General features: G+C 67.1%; 13 protein-coding genes and 4 pseudogenes. 6 read left to right on the top strand and 11 right to left on the bottom strand.

Going from position 1 to position 15,657, the window contains the following annotated elements; genetic code table 11:
- Positions 1-1,508 precede the first annotated feature (1,508 nt).
- The 4 genes and pseudogenes from ACWCPY_RS41610 to ACWCPY_RS41625 all read left to right on the top strand — a co-directional run.
- On the top strand, positions 1,509-1,700 hold the full coding sequence (locus ACWCPY_RS41610; RefSeq protein ID WP_451274181.1) for a hypothetical protein: 192 nt from the start codon (positions 1,509-1,511) through the stop codon (positions 1,698-1,700).
- A 108-nt stretch (positions 1,701-1,808) separates the two neighbouring features.
- The gene (locus ACWCPY_RS41615) at positions 1,809-2,453 is read left to right on the top strand and encodes a HesB/IscA family protein (RefSeq protein ID WP_451274183.1); all 645 of its coding nucleotides are present in this window, start codon (positions 1,809-1,811) and stop codon (positions 2,451-2,453) included.
- A complete protein-coding gene (locus ACWCPY_RS41620; protein ID WP_451274185.1) occupies positions 2,450-2,728 on the top strand; it encodes a hypothetical protein in 279 nt (92 codons plus the stop codon). The genes ACWCPY_RS41615 and ACWCPY_RS41620 overlap by 4 nt, the downstream gene beginning before the upstream one ends.
- 69 nt (positions 2,729-2,797) lie before the next feature.
- Positions 2,798-3,522, top strand: a pseudogene (locus ACWCPY_RS41625) (ATP-binding protein); the annotation flags it as partial.
- A gap of 532 nt (positions 3,523-4,054) precedes the next feature.
- On the opposite strand, the gene ACWCPY_RS41630 reads toward ACWCPY_RS41625, so the two are convergent.
- From ACWCPY_RS41630 to ACWCPY_RS41655, 6 genes and pseudogenes are all read right to left on the bottom strand, one after another.
- Entirely contained in the window at positions 4,055-4,279 is a 225-nt protein-coding gene (locus tag ACWCPY_RS41630; RefSeq protein WP_451274187.1) for an XRE family transcriptional regulator, read from the bottom strand.
- Between the two features lie 103 nt (positions 4,280-4,382).
- Positions 4,383-5,357, bottom strand: coding sequence for a PDR/VanB family oxidoreductase (locus ACWCPY_RS41635; RefSeq protein WP_451274189.1), 975 nt, complete (start codon positions 5,355-5,357; stop codon positions 4,383-4,385).
- Positions 5,358-5,397: 40 nt separating this feature from the next.
- Positions 5,398-5,880: a hypothetical protein gene (locus ACWCPY_RS41640; protein WP_451274191.1), complete on the bottom strand. Its 483-nt coding sequence runs from the start codon at positions 5,878-5,880 to the stop codon at positions 5,398-5,400.
- A 64-nt stretch (positions 5,881-5,944) separates the two neighbouring features.
- Entirely contained in the window at positions 5,945-6,265 is a 321-nt protein-coding gene (locus ACWCPY_RS41645) for a hypothetical protein (RefSeq protein ID WP_451274205.1), read from the bottom strand.
- 149 nt (positions 6,266-6,414) lie between these two features.
- Positions 6,415-6,801: pseudogene (locus ACWCPY_RS41650) on the bottom strand (hypothetical protein); the annotation flags it as partial.
- Positions 6,801-7,868 carry a Rieske 2Fe-2S domain-containing protein gene (locus tag ACWCPY_RS41655; RefSeq protein ID WP_451274193.1) on the bottom strand — a complete coding sequence of 356 codons (1,068 nt, stop codon included), beginning with the start codon at positions 7,866-7,868 and terminating at the stop codon, positions 6,801-6,803. The gene ACWCPY_RS41655 and the pseudogene ACWCPY_RS41650, both read right to left, overlap by 1 nt.
- On the opposite strand from ACWCPY_RS41655, the gene ACWCPY_RS41660 reads away from it, so the two are divergent.
- Positions 7,780-8,712 (top strand): GntR family transcriptional regulator, encoded by a 933-nt coding sequence (locus tag ACWCPY_RS41660; RefSeq protein WP_451274195.1) that lies wholly within the window; start codon positions 7,780-7,782, stop codon positions 8,710-8,712. The two genes, ACWCPY_RS41655 and ACWCPY_RS41660, sit on opposite strands and share 89 nt — an antisense overlap.
- Before the next feature lie 190 nt (positions 8,713-8,902).
- Here ACWCPY_RS41660 and ACWCPY_RS41665 read toward each other — a convergent pair.
- The 5 genes and pseudogenes from ACWCPY_RS41665 to ACWCPY_RS41685 form a co-directional block, all read right to left on the bottom strand.
- A pseudogene (locus ACWCPY_RS41665) lies at positions 8,903-9,346 on the bottom strand (DDE-type integrase/transposase/recombinase); the annotation flags it as partial.
- A gap of 116 nt (positions 9,347-9,462) precedes the next feature.
- A pseudogene (locus ACWCPY_RS41670) lies at positions 9,463-9,928 on the bottom strand (transposase); the annotation flags it as partial.
- A gap of 310 nt (positions 9,929-10,238) precedes the next feature.
- Entirely contained in the window at positions 10,239-11,657 is a 1,419-nt protein-coding gene (gene aspA / locus ACWCPY_RS41675) for an aspartate ammonia-lyase (protein ID WP_451274197.1), read from the bottom strand.
- Positions 11,650-12,759, bottom strand: coding sequence for an asparaginase (locus ACWCPY_RS41680; protein WP_451274199.1), 1,110 nt, complete (start codon positions 12,757-12,759; stop codon positions 11,650-11,652). Before ACWCPY_RS41680 ends, aspA begins: the two co-directional genes overlap by 8 nt.
- Positions 12,756-14,252: an amino acid permease gene (locus ACWCPY_RS41685; RefSeq protein ID WP_451274201.1), complete on the bottom strand. Its 1,497-nt coding sequence runs from the start codon at positions 14,250-14,252 to the stop codon at positions 12,756-12,758. The genes ACWCPY_RS41680 and ACWCPY_RS41685 overlap by 4 nt, the downstream gene beginning before the upstream one ends.
- A 1,035-nt stretch (positions 14,253-15,287) precedes the next feature.
- On the opposite strand from ACWCPY_RS41685, the gene ACWCPY_RS41690 reads away from it, so the two are divergent.
- Positions 15,288-15,569, top strand: coding sequence for a hypothetical protein (locus tag ACWCPY_RS41690; RefSeq protein ID WP_451274203.1), 282 nt, complete (start codon positions 15,288-15,290; stop codon positions 15,567-15,569).
- The last annotated feature ends 88 nt before the right edge of the window (positions 15,570-15,657 follow it).

The following is a 15,657-nucleotide window of genomic DNA, read 5'->3' on the forward strand; positions in this document are numbered from 1 at the left end:
TCGCACCAAGCCAGACCTCCACAAAAGAAGCCAGCCCACCACTGATCCGAATATCCTCCACGACTAAAACCACCCACCCAACAAACCCTGATCACGCATCACACACACACCAACCAGACACACACCAACCAGGGAAGCACCAACCGGGGAAGCACCACCCAGACACGCACCGCCCGGGCACGGACCGTCCAGGGAAGCACCACCGACCCCCAAGCCACCGAAGCCGACCACGGTCAACGGACCAGCCAGGAACAGAACACCGAACCCCAGCCCACCAACAACCCCGACCCGGGCCCCCACACCCCCGACCCCCGAACCGCACGCGATCTCCTCACAGACCACGCCGAGTTCCACCGCCATGCTCACCGGACCGGAAGGGCCGGCCCCACAGATCCCATCAGAGACCGGCACGATGGCGTCGTCCCCACCCACGCCGCGCCCACCGCCACAGACTCCCCCACCAGCCCGAGCCCGGCACCCCGCAGCGTCCACACCCACGGAAAGGACAGCCTCCTCACCCATTTCGACCCCGCTCCCAGCCCCGGTCCGCATCCCGCTCCGCGCCTCGGCAGGATCCGGGGCGGCTTCCGACAGCCACACCCCCAGAACGAACAGCATGGGCACCGTCACAGCGGTCATGCAGACAACCGGGAGCCGAAGGCCGAAGGCACCCGGCGCCGTGCCGCCGGAGCTGGCGGACACCGGTCGGCCGCTCGCCACGACCTGGACCGCCACCCCCGCACCGACCAGCGCTCCGGCCACCGCCTCCCCCCGCACCCCAGCCGGGCGACACCCCCCACCGGACCAGGCTGCGCCGCTCATACCGATCCAGCGACCGGGCACGGGGTGCGTCGTCCATCCTGTCCTCACATGACTGGGATGATGTTCTTCCGCCGGTCCGGCAGAAGAACCCCGGGCGAACACCCGCCATTCAGCAGCGGGTGAAAAAGAGCCAGGGCCCGAACCCCACCCAGAACGGCCGCTCACACCCTCCCGAACAACGACGATCGCGATGCCCAACCCACGCGTGAGTACGGACACCACCCCATCATCGAACGCATCGCAGACAAAGCCCGGCCGACCGGCCCACAGCCGGAACCACTGAAGACGGTCGAGCACGAGCTCCACGATGCAAATCTCCCCTCCAAGCAGCTCAACGTGCGTCCGCCCGGCAAGGTTCAGAACACGGGCTATCAAAAGAAGCGGGACGGTGCCGCCGACATGATGGAACGCGCCCCATGGCGACCTCGTCGACGAACGGGACGGAGTGCAGTACACGGTCACTGTGGACACGCAGTCCGCGCGACGGATGTGGGACGGCCTACAAAGACTGCGCCTCGCTTCAGTGATCTTCCTCGAGGCACCCGGCCGGGGTTCGCCGGACAGACCCTGTTGCTGTGCCTGTTCCCTGTCCCGAAGAGTTCCGTGACGATGTCGTGCGTGTGGCGCGCAGCCGCGAGAAGGGCGTCGCCCTTGTGTAGATCGTGAAGGATTTCGGTGTCCATGATATGACGCTGTCGAAGTGGCTGCGCCAGGCCGCTGTGGACGACGGCGAGAAGCCCGGCGTCGCCAGGTCCGAGTCGGCGGAGAACCGGGAGCTGAAGAAGCGAATCCAGCTGCTGGAGCAGAAGAACGAGGGGCCTTGTCCCAAGGCCCGATCATGGTTGAACCCGGGTGTGCCCGTGGGCGTTGCTACCTAAGGATGCCTGCGCGAGGCAGGCGTCGAGCCGGAGAACACGGGAGCGGATCACATGAGGAAGGGGCCCCTGAGCAAGCCTTTGTACTCGATGACGTTGACGGATCCAGCAGTGGAAAAGGTCGGCCAGCTGCTGGAGCGGAAAGGGGCTGGTCTAGCACTGCGTGTATCGGTACAGCCGAGTGGTTGTTCGGGCATGGGCTATCTGTTGTTCTTCACCGTTCAGTATGCGAAGGCGTTGGCGAAGGATTTAGCCGAGCGTGCCGATGAGGAGTTCCCCGAGGCCGACGACGAGGAGGCGGCTCAGCGTGTCGAAATAGTCAGCGCCAAGGAGTCGGTGGTGCGGTTCGACCAGTTCGCCGTAGTGCTCGACACGCTGAGCGGCCCGTATCTCGATGGTGTGGTCATCGACTACTGCGACACGTTACAGAAGCAGGGTTTCACGCTCGACAACCTCGACCTCGGGCCGGAGGCGGACACCTATCACCTACTGTCGAAACGCTACGGGCTGTTCGTCGGAGAGACGACCACGCCGGACGGGCAGCGGCTGCCGATGCTGAGGCTGTATCCGGAGACAGAGGGCGCCGGGATCGAGGACCTGGGGCGCCGGACCGACTGGCAGCCCTGGGACCTGCGCCGGCTGTCCGAGATGGATTTCCGGTGGCATCTGCGGGTGAGCGTCGCCACATTGTTTTTGGAAGGAACGGCCACGGGCGGACTGCCGGAGGGTTACCAGCGGATGGGGGTCCATAGGTGACATGCCATCCAATCGTCCACGTCTTCCCGGGGCAAGGAGACTTCAGCGTCACCCCGCTGGTGAAGTCCCTGCGGGAACCCGTGGTCCGGAGAAATTTCGCACACGTCTCCACGCAAGTAGAACGGATCGCCGCCGAGTACGGCATCCACTCCCTCGTGCCTGCGATCCTGTCCGAAGACCCGCCCGGCGACCGGAAGATCGCGGACCTGGCACCCGGAGCGCAGCAGCTGGCCACGTACATCACGCCGGTGAGATACTTGCTCCCCGGTGCCTGAGCTAGGACTACCGGGCCGTCTCGGCCCGACTTCAATCCGTTCATGACGTTCCCACGGAAAGGGCCCCACATGGATAGCAGTGTCGTGAAACTGGAATTCCAGGCTGAGACACGCCAGTTGCTCCGACTCGTGATTCATTCGATCTACTTGAACAAGGACATCTTCCTGCGCGAGCTGATCTCGAACGCCTCCGACGCACTGGACAAGCTACGGCTGGAATCGCTGACCGACTCCAGCCTCGTAGAGATCGACAACACCGACCTGCACATCTCGTTGGAGGTAGACAAGGAATCCCGCACATTGACCGTCCGTGACAATGGAATCGGCATGAGCCGGGACGATCTCGTGGAACTGATCGGCACGACCGCCAAGTCCGGTACCGCCGGCCTGCTGGAGAGGATCAAGGAGTCCAAGGACGCCGCCACCGCCGAGAACCTGATCGGGCAGTTCGGCGTCGGCTTCTACTCGGCGTTCATGATTGCCGAAAAGGTCACCCTGCACACCCGGCGGGCCGGCACCGGCTCCGGCACCCAGTGGGAATCCGACGGCGAGGGAACCTACACCATCCAGGCCGTCGACGGCCTGCCCGTGGGCACCTCGGTCACCCTGCACCTCAAGCCCGCCGACAGCGAGGAAGGACTCGCCGACTACTTGTCCGAGTCAAAGATCCGTCAGATCGTCAAGCAGTACTCGGACTTCATCCGCTGGCCTATCCGGACGGCTACCGAGCGCAGCGACGCCGAGGGCGAGACCACCCGCGACGTCGGCACACGCTCAGCTCGATGAAGGCGCTGTGAGCCCGGCCGCGCACGAACGACTGGTCGAGGACATCTTTACCGCATTCGATGAACAGACCATCGTCGTTCCGGGCACCGAAGCGGGAGGCCTTCCCCCCTCGTCCACGGGCAGTTCGCGTGCCAACCGTCCCACTCCCGTACCTCGACGGTTGTGCCTCACGCGGTACGGCTCATCTGGTGGGCTGCGGCGGCGGGCGTGATCGTGGACGGTCCGGCTCGTTCGGCGGCGAGACGTTGCAGGGCCCGTGCCCGGGGGGGTGTCGCTGGTCCGGGACCTGGCCGCGGCGGTACGGGCCTCCAGGTCGGCGAGCGCCTGGCGGCCGTCCCCAAACTGCTCTACCGGCTCGCGGGCCTGGTCGCGGATCTGCCGACGGGCGGCGGCCAGAACCTTCGGGTCCGTCTTCGTCTCGCGGACCCAGGCGGCTCGGTGCGCGGCGAGGACCTGGTGCACCTCGGCCACGGCCTCGCCGGCCAACGCGAAGGCGCGGATCGCCGAGATCCTCCAGCCCGGTTGATGCTCCTATTGCTGTCAAGCGGCTTGGAGCCAGTCGCGGTAGGTGTGGGTAAGGTCGTCGTCCCGGCTGAGTCCTCTTTCGAGTCTTGAGATGGCGGTCGGCCAGACGCCGAAGTGCTGGGCGACGGCGGTGAGGGTGATGTTCTTGGCCTGCCGCATGGGCCGCAGGTCCGCTGTGCCCGGGATGGTGACCGTGGTGGTCAGGCAGCGGGCCACCTCCCAGGCGATGGCCCGTTTCAACAGCCGGATGACCTCCCTCTTCGTTCGGCCCGCCGCGGTCTGCCGGGCCACGTATTCGCGGGTGCGGGAGTCGCGCTTGTTCGGTCCGGGGTCGGCTGTCCGCTCACAGGTCCAGGACGAGGCGTGGGCACAGGGCGCGGCCCACGCAAATCATCATCGTGTCGTTCGCGGTCCGCTCCTCCGGTGACAGCAAGCTGTCCCGGTGGTCCGGAGTCCCTTCGAGAACCTTGGTCTCGCACGTCCCGCAGATGCCCTCCCGGCAGGAATTCGGCGATTCGATTCCGTTATCCTCCAGCGCTTCCAGGACAGCCTTGCCCGCAGGCACCGTGACGGTGCGTCCGGTGCGGTGCAACACCACCTCGAACGACTGCTCGACATCGGGGTCCGCAGGCGTCTGCGACCTGGCGGCGAACCGCTCCAGGCGCAGCGTGCCCGTGGGCCACGCCGCGCAGAGCCGCTCGACCGCGGCCAGCAGCGGCTCCGGCCCGCAGCAGTACACCGTCGTGTTCTCCCGCGGCGCACCGAGGAATGAGTCCAGGTCGAGGAGTCCGTGTTGGTCCTGCGGACGCACGAGCACCCGCTCGCCGTGCCGGGCCAGTTCCGGGAGGAACGCCATGCTCGACCGCGACCGGCCGCCGTACAGCAGTGACCAGCGGGCTCCGGAGGCCGAGGCCCGCGCAAGCATCGGCAGGATCGGCGTGATCCCAATACCTCCGGCGATGAAGAGGTACTCCGCCGAGTCGACGAGTGGGAAGTTGTTGCGCGGTCCGACGACGTCGACCGGATCGCCCGCGTGGAGGCTCGTGTGCACCGCCCGCGAGCCGCCACGCGACGCGGGTTCCAGCAGGACGGAAACCCGCCAGGTGGACCGGTCGGCGGATGCCCCGTTCAGGGAGTACTGCCGGATGATGCCGCTGGGCAGGTGTAGGTCCACGTGGGCCCCCGGCGCCCAGGCCGGCAGTTCGCCGCCGTCCGGCCGCCGCAGATGCAAGGAGACCACACCTTCGGCTTCCCATTCCAGCGTCTTCACCCGCAGTCGCAGTCGCTGCTCCTCGTGCAGGCCATACACCGTAGTCACCTCTGTTCTCCGATACCGATCCGCACTGTCCGCCGGCTGCTCACGGAACCCAGGCCATGACCCGGCCGTCGGCCGGGCGCAGCCGGACCATCGCGGCCTTCGAGCGTGAGTCCGGCGGACACCGCACGCTCACGCCTAGCGGGTCGTCGCCCGCCAGCACCAACGCATCCTCGTCGGCGAGCAGGTGCCGGTCCTCCACCAGCACCTGTCCGCCGCAGGCGAGCAGGACGACGATCTCGTCCCGCTCACGGCCGACCACTGACGGGGTACCGAGTCCGAGCACCTCCACGGTCGGGCTGACCTTCGCGGGCGCGGCCACGACCTCCAGGATCACGCCCGGAGCGAGGGACTCGGTGACGTGGTGGGCCCGGGGTAGGGGAACGTCCGACGGGCCATATGCGGCGTCGAGCAGCCGCACCTGCCAGAGCCATCGTTCGCGGCCCGGGGTGTCCGGCGAGGCCGCGACCTCCCGGCAGCCGTCGTCGATCCGTCGGTGGGTGTTGGCGCGTAGCAGGAGCCTCATCGGGTGCCTTCCTTCGTCTTGTACGGGTGGACCGGCGTGTCCGGGCCAGCCGTGGTACCGGTGTTCACCGGACCGCCGTCAGGAATGCCTTGGTCCGGGCCTGCCGGGGTTCGGTAATAACCTGGCGGGCCGGGCCGGTCTCCACGACCTGGCCCGCGTCGAAGAATGCGACGCGGGCCGCGGTGCGGGCGGGGTGTCTGGGGAGGGCTTCGAGGATGCCCGCGCCCGCCAGCACCCGGCGCAGCCCGTGGGCCGCCGCGGCGACGATCGCCGGAGTGACCTCGCCTCGCCGCCATGTTCGGTGGAGATCATCGCGACCCCGGCGTCGTCGGCCGCGGTCGAGAGCGAGCCCGGCTCGAAGCGCTCGGGGACGGCGGCCGACCACGGCAGCCCCAGTTGCTCCTCAAGCTGCCCTTGGCCGCCCAGGCCTCGGGGTCCGGTCCTTCGTAGACGAAGGCCGGCGGTACGTGGTGGGCGCTCGATCCGTCGGAGTACAGGTCCATCGCCAGATCGGCGCGCGGCAGCAAGCTCCGCGGTGCGGATGTGGGCGATCTGTTCGGTGGGGCCGCCGCAGGAGTTGCCCGGGTAGGAGCGGTTGAGGTTATGTCCGTCGAGGGGCGAGACCCGGGCGGCGTCCCGTACCGCTGGCAGGTCCAGCGTCGGCAGGACGATGATCCGGCCGGCCACCTGTGCCGGGACGGTCTCCCGCAGCAGGAGGTGCAGGACCACCTGCCCTTCGTGCTCGTCGCCATGTGTCCCCGCGACGAGCAGTGCCGTCGGGCTGTGCCCTCCGGAGGGCACAGCAACGGGAACCGGGATGACGCCATTGTCATGGCGGTTGTCCGAGTGCGTCAGGTGGATGGCTCCGATCTGGCGCCCTGACACGTCGAGGTCGATACCGTGCAGGCGTGCCATCGTCATCAGCCTCTCGCCACGGCGACGGCCGACGACGCCCTGGTGGTCCGGCTTGCCGGGGATGTCCTGGCGGCGGCCTCCTCCGCCAGCAGCCGGGCGAGGATGCGACGGGCCTTGGCGACCCCGGCGTCGTGGCCGATGAGCACGTCGTGCTCGGTACCGGGGCGCTCCCGTATCCCGGTCTCCTGCTCCTTCAGGGCGTCGGCATCCTCGCGCAGCACTGTTTCGAGTCCGACTTCCAGCTCCCGGGTGGCCCACTCGGCGTCGACGGCGAAGTTCCGGCTGAACGCGTAGTAGTACCAGGTGGTCTTCTCGTCCACGGGTGTGATCCCGTTGAGCACCTTGATGAGGTGGCCCTCTCCGCGCGGGCGCCCTTGTGCGGTGATCCCGGAGTGCAGAACGTGGTAGCCGGGGACATGGAACTCGGTGGCGTGGAATCGGTCGTACAGCCCCTCGGTGCCCATGGTCCGCGCGTACAGCGGCGGTGCCTCGACGCCGGGCATCAGACGGTCGACGGTCACCACGCGGCCGTCCACCTCGACGGTGATGCCGTGCTCGTAGATGTAGTCGTCGCCGACGGTCGACTGGTGCAGGAACGACTCATGGGTCAGGTCGAGCAGGTTGTCGTGGATGAGGTCGTGCCGGCACTCGAAGAGCATGGTGTGAGTGACCGTTGCCCACTCGGGATCGCTCATCCAGTGCGTGTCGGGGACCGTGCCCGGATCGGCGAGCTCGGCGTCGCCGGTCCAGACCCAGATCCAGCCGTCCTTCTCCACGACGGGGTAGCGGCGCACCCGGGCCCGCGTGGGGACGGCCGACTGTGCGGGAACACGGGTGCAGACGCCGTCGGGGCCGTACGCGAAACCGTGGTAGCCGCACTCGATGGAGTCGCCGACCGTACGGCCGGCCGATAGCGGATAGGCGCGGTGTGCGCAGCGGTCGGCCAGGGCCACCGCCTCACCGGCCTGCGTGCGGTACAGCACGATGGGTTGCTCACAGATAACCCGGCGCACCGGCTTGCCGGTCACGTCCTTGGACCACGAAGCGACGTACCAGGTGTTCAGGATAAACACAACGGCCTCCTTCGGATGCGATAGATGCACCGTATACAGTGTATCCGAGCAGGACAACGGGTCGGCGAGATGGTTTTCTGTCCGTGGGGCTGATGTCGTCTCAGGCAGAGTCAACCGGCAGGGATGGAGATCAGACGTGCAGTCTTTGCGCAGTGACCCAAGGGACGCACGTCCCTTGGGTGTCCGGGTCTATGAACGCCTCCGTGACGAGATCGTGTCGGGTGGCCTCGCGGCTGACACGCCCCTGGTGCAGGAGCAGGTGGCGGAGCGGCTCGGGGTCTCGCGCACGCCGGTCCGCGACGCGCTGAACCGCCTCGCCCACGAGAACCTGGTCACCTGGCAGCCGGGGAGCGGATACCTCGTCAACGCCCTGCAGTCGAACGACATCGCCGAGGTCTACCAGGTGCGGCAGTCCCTAGAAACCTTGGCCCTGCGACTGGCCTGCGGTAATCACAACCAGGCTCAGCTGACCCGGATCACCGCGGTGATCGAGGATATGGCAGCCGCCGATCCTTCCGACGCTGCCGCTCAGTTCGACCTGAACCGTACGTTCCACATGTCCCTGGTCGAGCCGTGCGGCAACGCACTGCTGCTCCGGATGATTGACATGCTCTGGGACCATCCGGTCAACCGGCGCATCACCCGCTCCTACGTCCACGACACAGGCAACGTGCCGCTGATGGTGAGCGAGCACAGTGCTCTGCTCGACGCGGCTCGGGCGGGCGACGAGCAGCACCTGATCGACCTGGCGACCCAGCACATGTACACCGGCTACCGGGAGACGCTGCCCGAGGACAGCGGCATCACTCTCCGACCTCGGCCGGGCATGGAGAGCGTGCACTGACGTCGGGCCGCCGGCCTTGTCGGCCGCCGCAGGACCTCCCTTCGCTTGACGGGATGGAAGTGGATCCGCAGGATCGCGCGCGGCCGCGGGTTCCTGGTGGAGGGTGATCATCCGGGGCATTGTCAACACGTTGGTGTGCGGTTACTTGAGGGTGTGCGGGGGTGTGCTGAGCTTGGTATCCGCCTCTGGTTCAGGCCTCGGTGGGCATGGCGGTAGTGCCAGTGCTCTCGTTCCAGGTTCCGAAGCGGTGGCGCATCTCGGTGCGGTAGCCGGTGGCGGTCATCCGGTGGCGGCGGGGCCGGAAATACGGTGAGATCTGGCTGAACGCGGACAGGAACCACTGGGTTCTGCCGACTGCGCGGAAGTCCTTCATCGCACGTTCGCGCCGCCTCGTCGGCTGATAGGAGTTCTCTACACGGTTGTTCAGGTTCTTGTGGGAACGGTGATCGACCGAGGACATCAACTCTCTGTGGGCGACACCGTAGGAGCGGAGCTTGTCGGTGACCAGCACCCTGGATGTCCTCCGCTGCTTCTTCATCAGCTTGGCCATGAACCCCTTCGCGGCCTTCGCGTCCCTCTTGGACTGCAGCAGGATGTCGAGGACAGTGCCGTCCTGGCGTTTGGCCTGTCGGAGGCGTCGTGCTACAAGTGGCTCCGCCGTCCGGCCGAGCCAATGAAACGCGAGGACCAGGGTCTACGTACCGGTCTGCGGGGTCTGTCAATCGATCGGTGTATCAAGGGTGGTTGGGGTTACTGACGGGGTGCGGAGAGGCGGCCGTCGAAGGTGATATCGAAGGCGTTCAGTGCGGTCTTCCAGCGCAGGGTCCAGCGGGTTTGCCCCTTGCCGGTGGGGTCGAGGGAGGTGATCGCCATGTAGACACATTTCAGGGCGGCCTGCTCGTTGGGGAAGTGGCCGCGGGCCTTGACCGCCCGCCGGATCCGGGCGTTCACCGATTCGATCGCGTTGGTCGTGCAAACGATGCGGCGGATCTCGCTGTCGAATCGGAGGAACGGCGTGAACTCCTCCCAGGCGTTCTCCCAGAGTCTGACGATCGCCGGATACTTCCTGCCCCACGTGTCGGCGAGCTCGGCGAATCGCTCGAGCGCGGCCTCCTCGGTCGGCGCCGCATAGATCGGCTTGAGAGTCCTGGCGGGCGGCGTATCGGAAGGAGTTCCACAGCAGGTGGACCACGCAGGTCTGCACGATCGTCCTCGGCCGGTTCCCGCCGTTCTTCCCGGCCGGATCGTGCTTGTCATAGCCGAGTTGGTCGGTGATCTCGCCCTCCGGGGCGGACTCCAGCAGCCGCTTCGTCAGCTGCTGGAGCAGTCCGCCCTCGCCGGTCGACAGTCCCTCGGCCTGAGCTCGGGAGACCAGCTCGTCGATCAGCCGGTCATCCACCACCCTCGCCGACTGCGGCTCTACCGCCTCGCTTATCTGGGCCTCGGCCACGTTCTCACTGGTCATCGATGCATCCCCCGTGATCGGGAATTACACCGAACGATTTACAGTCCCCGTCCGCGCACCCCTACGCCGTGGTTCCGGCCACCCGCTCGGGAGTCAGGAGTGCCGCAAGGCGGTCTGCGGGCAACAGGCCCCTCTCCAGGACGAGTTCGGCGACCCCGCGGCCGGTGGCCAGTGCCTCCTGTGCAATGGCGGTGGCCGCTGTGTAGCCGATGTGCGGGTTGAGGGCGGTGACCAGGCCGATAGAGTTCTCCACGGTGTGCCGCAGCACGTCGGTGTTGGCCGTGATGTCCGTGACGCAGCGCTCGGCCAGGGTGAGGCAGGCTGCGCGCAGGGACAGAAGGCTCCGGGAGAGCGCGTGCACGATCACGGGTTCGAAGGCGTTGAGCTGAAGCTGTCCCGCCTCCGCCGCCATGGTGATGGTGACGTCGTTGCCGATCACTTCGAAGGCGACCTGGTTGACGACCTCGGGGATGACCGGATTCACCTTGCCCGGCATGATGCTGGATCCGGCCTGTACGGGCGGGAGGTTGATCTCGTTCAGTCCTGCGCGCGGACCGGACGAAAGGAGCCGCAGGTCGTTGCAGGTCTTGGAGAGCTTGACGGCGATCCTCTTGAGCACTCCGGACAGATGGACGAACGCACCGCAGTCCTGCGTGGCCTCGACAAGGTTCGCCGCGGTCACCAGGGGCAGCCCGGTGATGCCGGACAGGTGGTGGCGGGCCGTCTCCGCGTATTCCTCCGGTGCGTTGAGGCCCGTACCGATGGCGGTGGCACCCAGGTTGATCTCGTGGACGAGCCGTGCGGCCTCGGCGAGGCGTCTGCGGTCCTCGTCCAGCATCACCGCGTACGTGGAGAATTCCTGTCCCAGCGTCATGGGAACGGCGTCCTGGAGTTGTGTGCGTCCCATCTTCAAGATGTCGCGGAATTCCACGGCCTTGGCAGCGAAGGCCTCCTCCAGAATACCCATGGCGTCCAGCAACCCGTCCACCGCGACGACCACCGAGATATTCACAGCTGTGGGGTACACGTCGTTGGTGGACTGACTCAGGTTGACGTGCTCATTTGGATGCAGATGCCCGTAGGTGCCCTTCGCGTGGCCGAGGAGTTCCAGTGCGCGGTTGGCGATGACCTCATTGGCGTTCATGTTCGTCGAGGTTCCGGCGCCGCCCTGGATGACGTCGACGACGAACTGGTCGTGCAGTTGTCCCCCACGTATCTCCTGGCAGGCGGCGGCGATGGCGTCGGCCTTGTCGGAAGGGAGCAGACCTAGGTCCGCATTGGCGCGGGCTGCCGCCTCTTTGACGGCGGCGAGGGCATTGATGAGGTGCGGGTATTCGGCGATGGTCTTGCCCGTGATCGGGAAGTTCTCCACTGCACGCAGGGTGTGGATGCCCCAGTAGGCATCGGCGGGTACCTGGCGGTCACCAAGCAGATCGTGCTCGGTGCGTTGGACAGCGGTCGGGGGCAGTACGTCAGCCATGGCTGTACGGTTCCTTCTCCGTAGGTGGTTCGACAGATTCAGCGGGTGACACGCGTGAGGCAGGTGATGCGAGCAGGTCGGAGAGCGGACCCACGGCGCGTACGGCGCCCACGACGGTGGTGCCTCCCAGCAGCGGTGGACCGGCGAAGGCACGGAGCGTCTCAGGGGCGATCCCGCAGCGGGCAAGTGCCGCGGCGGTCACCTCTAGGCGGGCGCGGTCGGCTCCGTCGGAGATCTTGACAGCGAAAGCACGCCCGTCCTCGAACGCGGCGACCTGGACGCCTTCGAAGCCGTCCTTGGTCAGCAGCCCAGGCACGGCGTGCATCAGGCGGGCGCTGTCCCGGCCGGAGCCGGAGACCATCTCCGGGTGCGCACGCACCGCGGCCGCGACCCGGCCCTCAGGGGTATCAGGAAGGGCGGCGGTGATGCGGGCGGCGGCGCGGGCGAGGCCGTGCAGGGAGACGGAGAACAGCGGCGCACCGCATCCGTCGACGGTCGCCGCGGCGATGCGCTGCCCGGTGAGGTCCTCCACGGTCTCGACGATCTCGCGCTGAAGGGGATGCGCCGGGTCGAGGTAGTCGTCGAGCGACCAGCCGCGGTGCACCGCGGTGAGCAGCATCGCCGCGTGTTTTCCGGAACAGTTCTGGGCGAGCCGTGAGGCGGGCCGGCCCTCATGCATCCATTGCATGCGCGCGACCGGGTCGTAGGGCAGGTCGGGCGCGTTGCGTAGGGCGCCTTCGGTCAGCCCCGCGATGTCGAGGATGCGCCGCGCCGCGGCCAGATGGCGCTCCTCACCGGAGTGGCTGGCGGCGGTCAGCGCGAGCAGTTCGTCGTTCAGGGGCAGCCCGGCGCGCACGAGCGCGACGGCTTGTACGGGTTTGAGGGCCGAGCGCGGATGGAACGCGGCCTCGATGTCGCCGATCTCCAGGTCCACGGTCCCGTCGGCCGCGAGGATGACGGCGGAACCGTAGTGGACCCCTTCGACCACTGCACCGCGTACGAGGTGGACGACAGGTTCGTGAGCGGGCTCACGCAGGGCTGGGGCCGGGGCGGGGCCTCCGGATGCCGGGTGTGCCGGTGACCTGCCCGGTAGATCGCTCATGCCTGTGTGCCGTAGTCGTCCGGACCGGTCTTCGGCGTGCCACGCAGGGCGTCCACCCGGCGGCGTACGACGAACCAGCCCGCCACCAGAGCGGCCACGATCAGCGGAACACACATGACGGTGATCCGACCCGCTCCGTCGTCGACCCACATCAGCAGCAGGACCGAGGCCAGGAATGCGAGTGTGACGATCTGGGTCCAGGGCGAGCCGGGCAGACGGTAGCCAGGCCGGACCGCGCCGCCGCTCCGGGCTCGGCGCCAGAACAGCAGATGACACAGCATGATCATCGACCAGGTGCTGAGGATGCCGAGCGCGGCGAAGTTCAGCACGATCTCGAACGCCTCGCTGGGCACAACGTAATTGAGGCCGACACCGAGCACGCAGAACACGGCGGTGAGCAGGATGCCGCCATAGGGAACCTGGGTGCGGCTCATCAGGCCGGTGAAGCGTGGGGCCGAGCCCGACAAGGCCATCGAGCGCAGGATCCGCCCGGTCGAGTAGAGCCCCGAGTTGAGGCTGGACATGGCTGCGGTGAGCACGATGAGGTTCATCACCCCGCCCGCGGCGGGCACACCAACATGGGACAGCACCGTGACGAAGGGACTTTCGCCCGCCTTGTAGGCGTTCCAGGGCATCAGCATCGTCAGCAGGACCACGGAGCCGACATAGAAGAGGGCTACCCGCCACATGATCGAGTTGATCGCCTTCGGAATGACCTTCTCGGGCCGGTCGGTCTCGCCCGCCGTGACACCAACGAGTTCGACTCCCGCGTAGGCGAAGACGACGCCCTGCACGACCAGCAGCATGGGGAACAAGCCGTGCGGCAACGCACCGCCGTGGTCCGTCAGCAGCTCGGGGCCGGGCACGTGGTCGCCAACGGGGTGGCGTGTCACCAGCAGGAAGACGCCGACCGCCATGAAACAGACGAGGGCGCCGACCTTGACGATGGCGAACCAGAACTCCAGCTCCCCGAAGAACTTCACCGAGATGAGGTTCACCGTCAGGACACAGACGAGAGCGACGAGTGCGACGACCCACTGAGGGACGTCCGTGAACATGCCCCAGTAGTGCGTATAGGTGGCCACGGCGGTGATATCGGCGATGCCGGTGGTGGCCCAGTTGAGGAAGTACATCCAGCCGGCGACGTAGGCGCCCTTCTCGCCTAGGAATTCACGGGCGTACGAAACGAAGGCACCGGAGGACGGCCGGTGCAGGACGAGTTCGCCGAGCGCGCGTACCACGAGAAACGCGAAGACGCCGCAGAGGGCGTAGGCGATAGCCAGTGAGGGGCCGGCGTCGGCGAGCCGACCACCCGCGCCTAGGAACAGGCCAGTGCCGATGGCTCCGCCGATCGCGATCATGTTGATGTGGCGAGCCTTCAGCGACTTGCTGTATCCCGCGTCTCCGGCATCGATTTGCTCGGGGGCGGTGGCGGTCGCGGACGTGGCTGCCGCGCCGTGGGACGGCTGGGCGCCGAGGTGATGCTGTGTCATACCTGAGGATCGTCTTCCCGCTGGGGTGCGACGCGAGGTCGGATCGCACGATGGAGGTGAAAGGGGTCTCGGCCGGTCCGAGATGGCGGACCACAGCGGCGGACGCGCCGAATGCCGACCGTCCACATGGCCTCCACGTTCACGAGGTACTCAAGGTTCAATCGAAGACCCGCCGGCAGTGGATGAGGCAGGAAAAGGCGGCCGCTCCATCGCGGGAGAAAACCACAACCGACGAGTACGCAGCCGCAGTCCTCGACCATCACGAATGGATGCCTTTCATGGATGCCTTTCCTGGTCAGGACGGCTCTGGAAGCCAGCCGCGAAAGCGTCGCCACACCATCCGCACAGGCCATGACGAAGGACGCCAACGGAGACCCCCGCCCCGACTGCGTAGCCGCCGCCCAGCAGTGCCAGGGTCTCTGGACCGGCGACGCCACACCCCTGCCCCAGGCCCTGGCCCACCACCAGAGCTTTTCCCGCATCCCGGACGCCGCTGGCTGCGGCCGAGGACCTCGCCGTCGTGCTCGTCGCCACCGGAGACCACGACGCCGCCCGGGCCACCAGGCGGGACTCCGCGAACGGCCAGGCGCCGGCTTCGCGTCACGCCCCCCCACTGAACGACGCATCGCCCTGACCGGCGACCCCTTTCGCTGGGGGCCCAAGAAGCTCCGCCTGAGGCTGTTCTCCGCCGTCGTGCAACTCCTGAACACCGGCCGCCGCCGCTGCTGGCTGCGCCTGCTCGCCCGTTGGGACCGACGTCATCACCGACGCGTTCGACAGGCTCCATGCCCTGCCGAACCCCGGCTGAGCAGCCAATTCGACTGTCCGAACAACCCGAACAAATACACCGGGAAGTGGAATCCGGCGCTCACCCGACGCAACAGACGGGCCCTCAGCCCGCCCTGATCTCGGAAGAGCCGTACCCACAAACACAGAACCCCCGTCAGCGAACTGACAAGGAGTCCATTCCAACTTCAGGCGGCAGCCGATCGGCGCTGTGTCACGGACATCTGGTAGACCCTGGCTACGACGTTCTTGGCGGTGGTCGAGGGTGATGCGGGCGGATGGCGCATCGATCGGGGTGCGCTGACAGACGCGATCCGTGCCCGGTGGTCTGAGGCCGAGATCGACTCGATGCACCGCAGCGAAGTACGCAGCGTCATCTGGCAGTTCGAGACGGGGTACGGCCCAGGCGAGGCGTATCTGCACGAGGACGGTACCTGTCTGTACATGGACGTCTGGGAGGAAGACGCGATCTGGTTGGAGATCGTCTTCCGCAGGCTGGTAGCCATGGACCTTGACCTGGTGTTTTATTGATCAGAAACTCAAAGGGTTCTCGTACAGGACGTAGCGGACGTGCGGGCCGCCGAAGTAGCCGCGGACGATGTGTGGTTGACGCTGGCGT

This window comes from Streptomyces sp. NPDC002403 (genome assembly GCF_053593015.1).

Coding starts and splice junctions, on each gene's coding strand:
- ACWCPY_RS41610 (WP_451274181.1), top strand. CDS start 1,509: ATGACGCTGTCGAAGTGGCTGCGCCAGGCCGCTGTGGACGACGGCGAG.
- ACWCPY_RS41640 (WP_451274191.1), bottom strand. CDS start 5,880: ATGAGGCTCCTGCTACGCGCCAACACCCACCGACGGATCGACGACGGC.
- ACWCPY_RS41660 (WP_451274195.1), top strand. CDS start 7,780: ATGGGTTGCTCACAGATAACCCGGCGCACCGGCTTGCCGGTCACGTCC.
- aspA (WP_451274197.1), bottom strand. CDS start 11,657: ATGGCTGACGTACTGCCCCCGACCGCTGTCCAACGCACCGAGCACGAT.
- ACWCPY_RS41680 (WP_451274199.1), bottom strand. CDS start 12,759: ATGAGCGATCTACCGGGCAGGTCACCGGCACACCCGGCATCCGGAGGC.
- ACWCPY_RS41685 (WP_451274201.1), bottom strand. CDS start 14,252: ATGACACAGCATCACCTCGGCGCCCAGCCGTCCCACGGCGCGGCAGCC.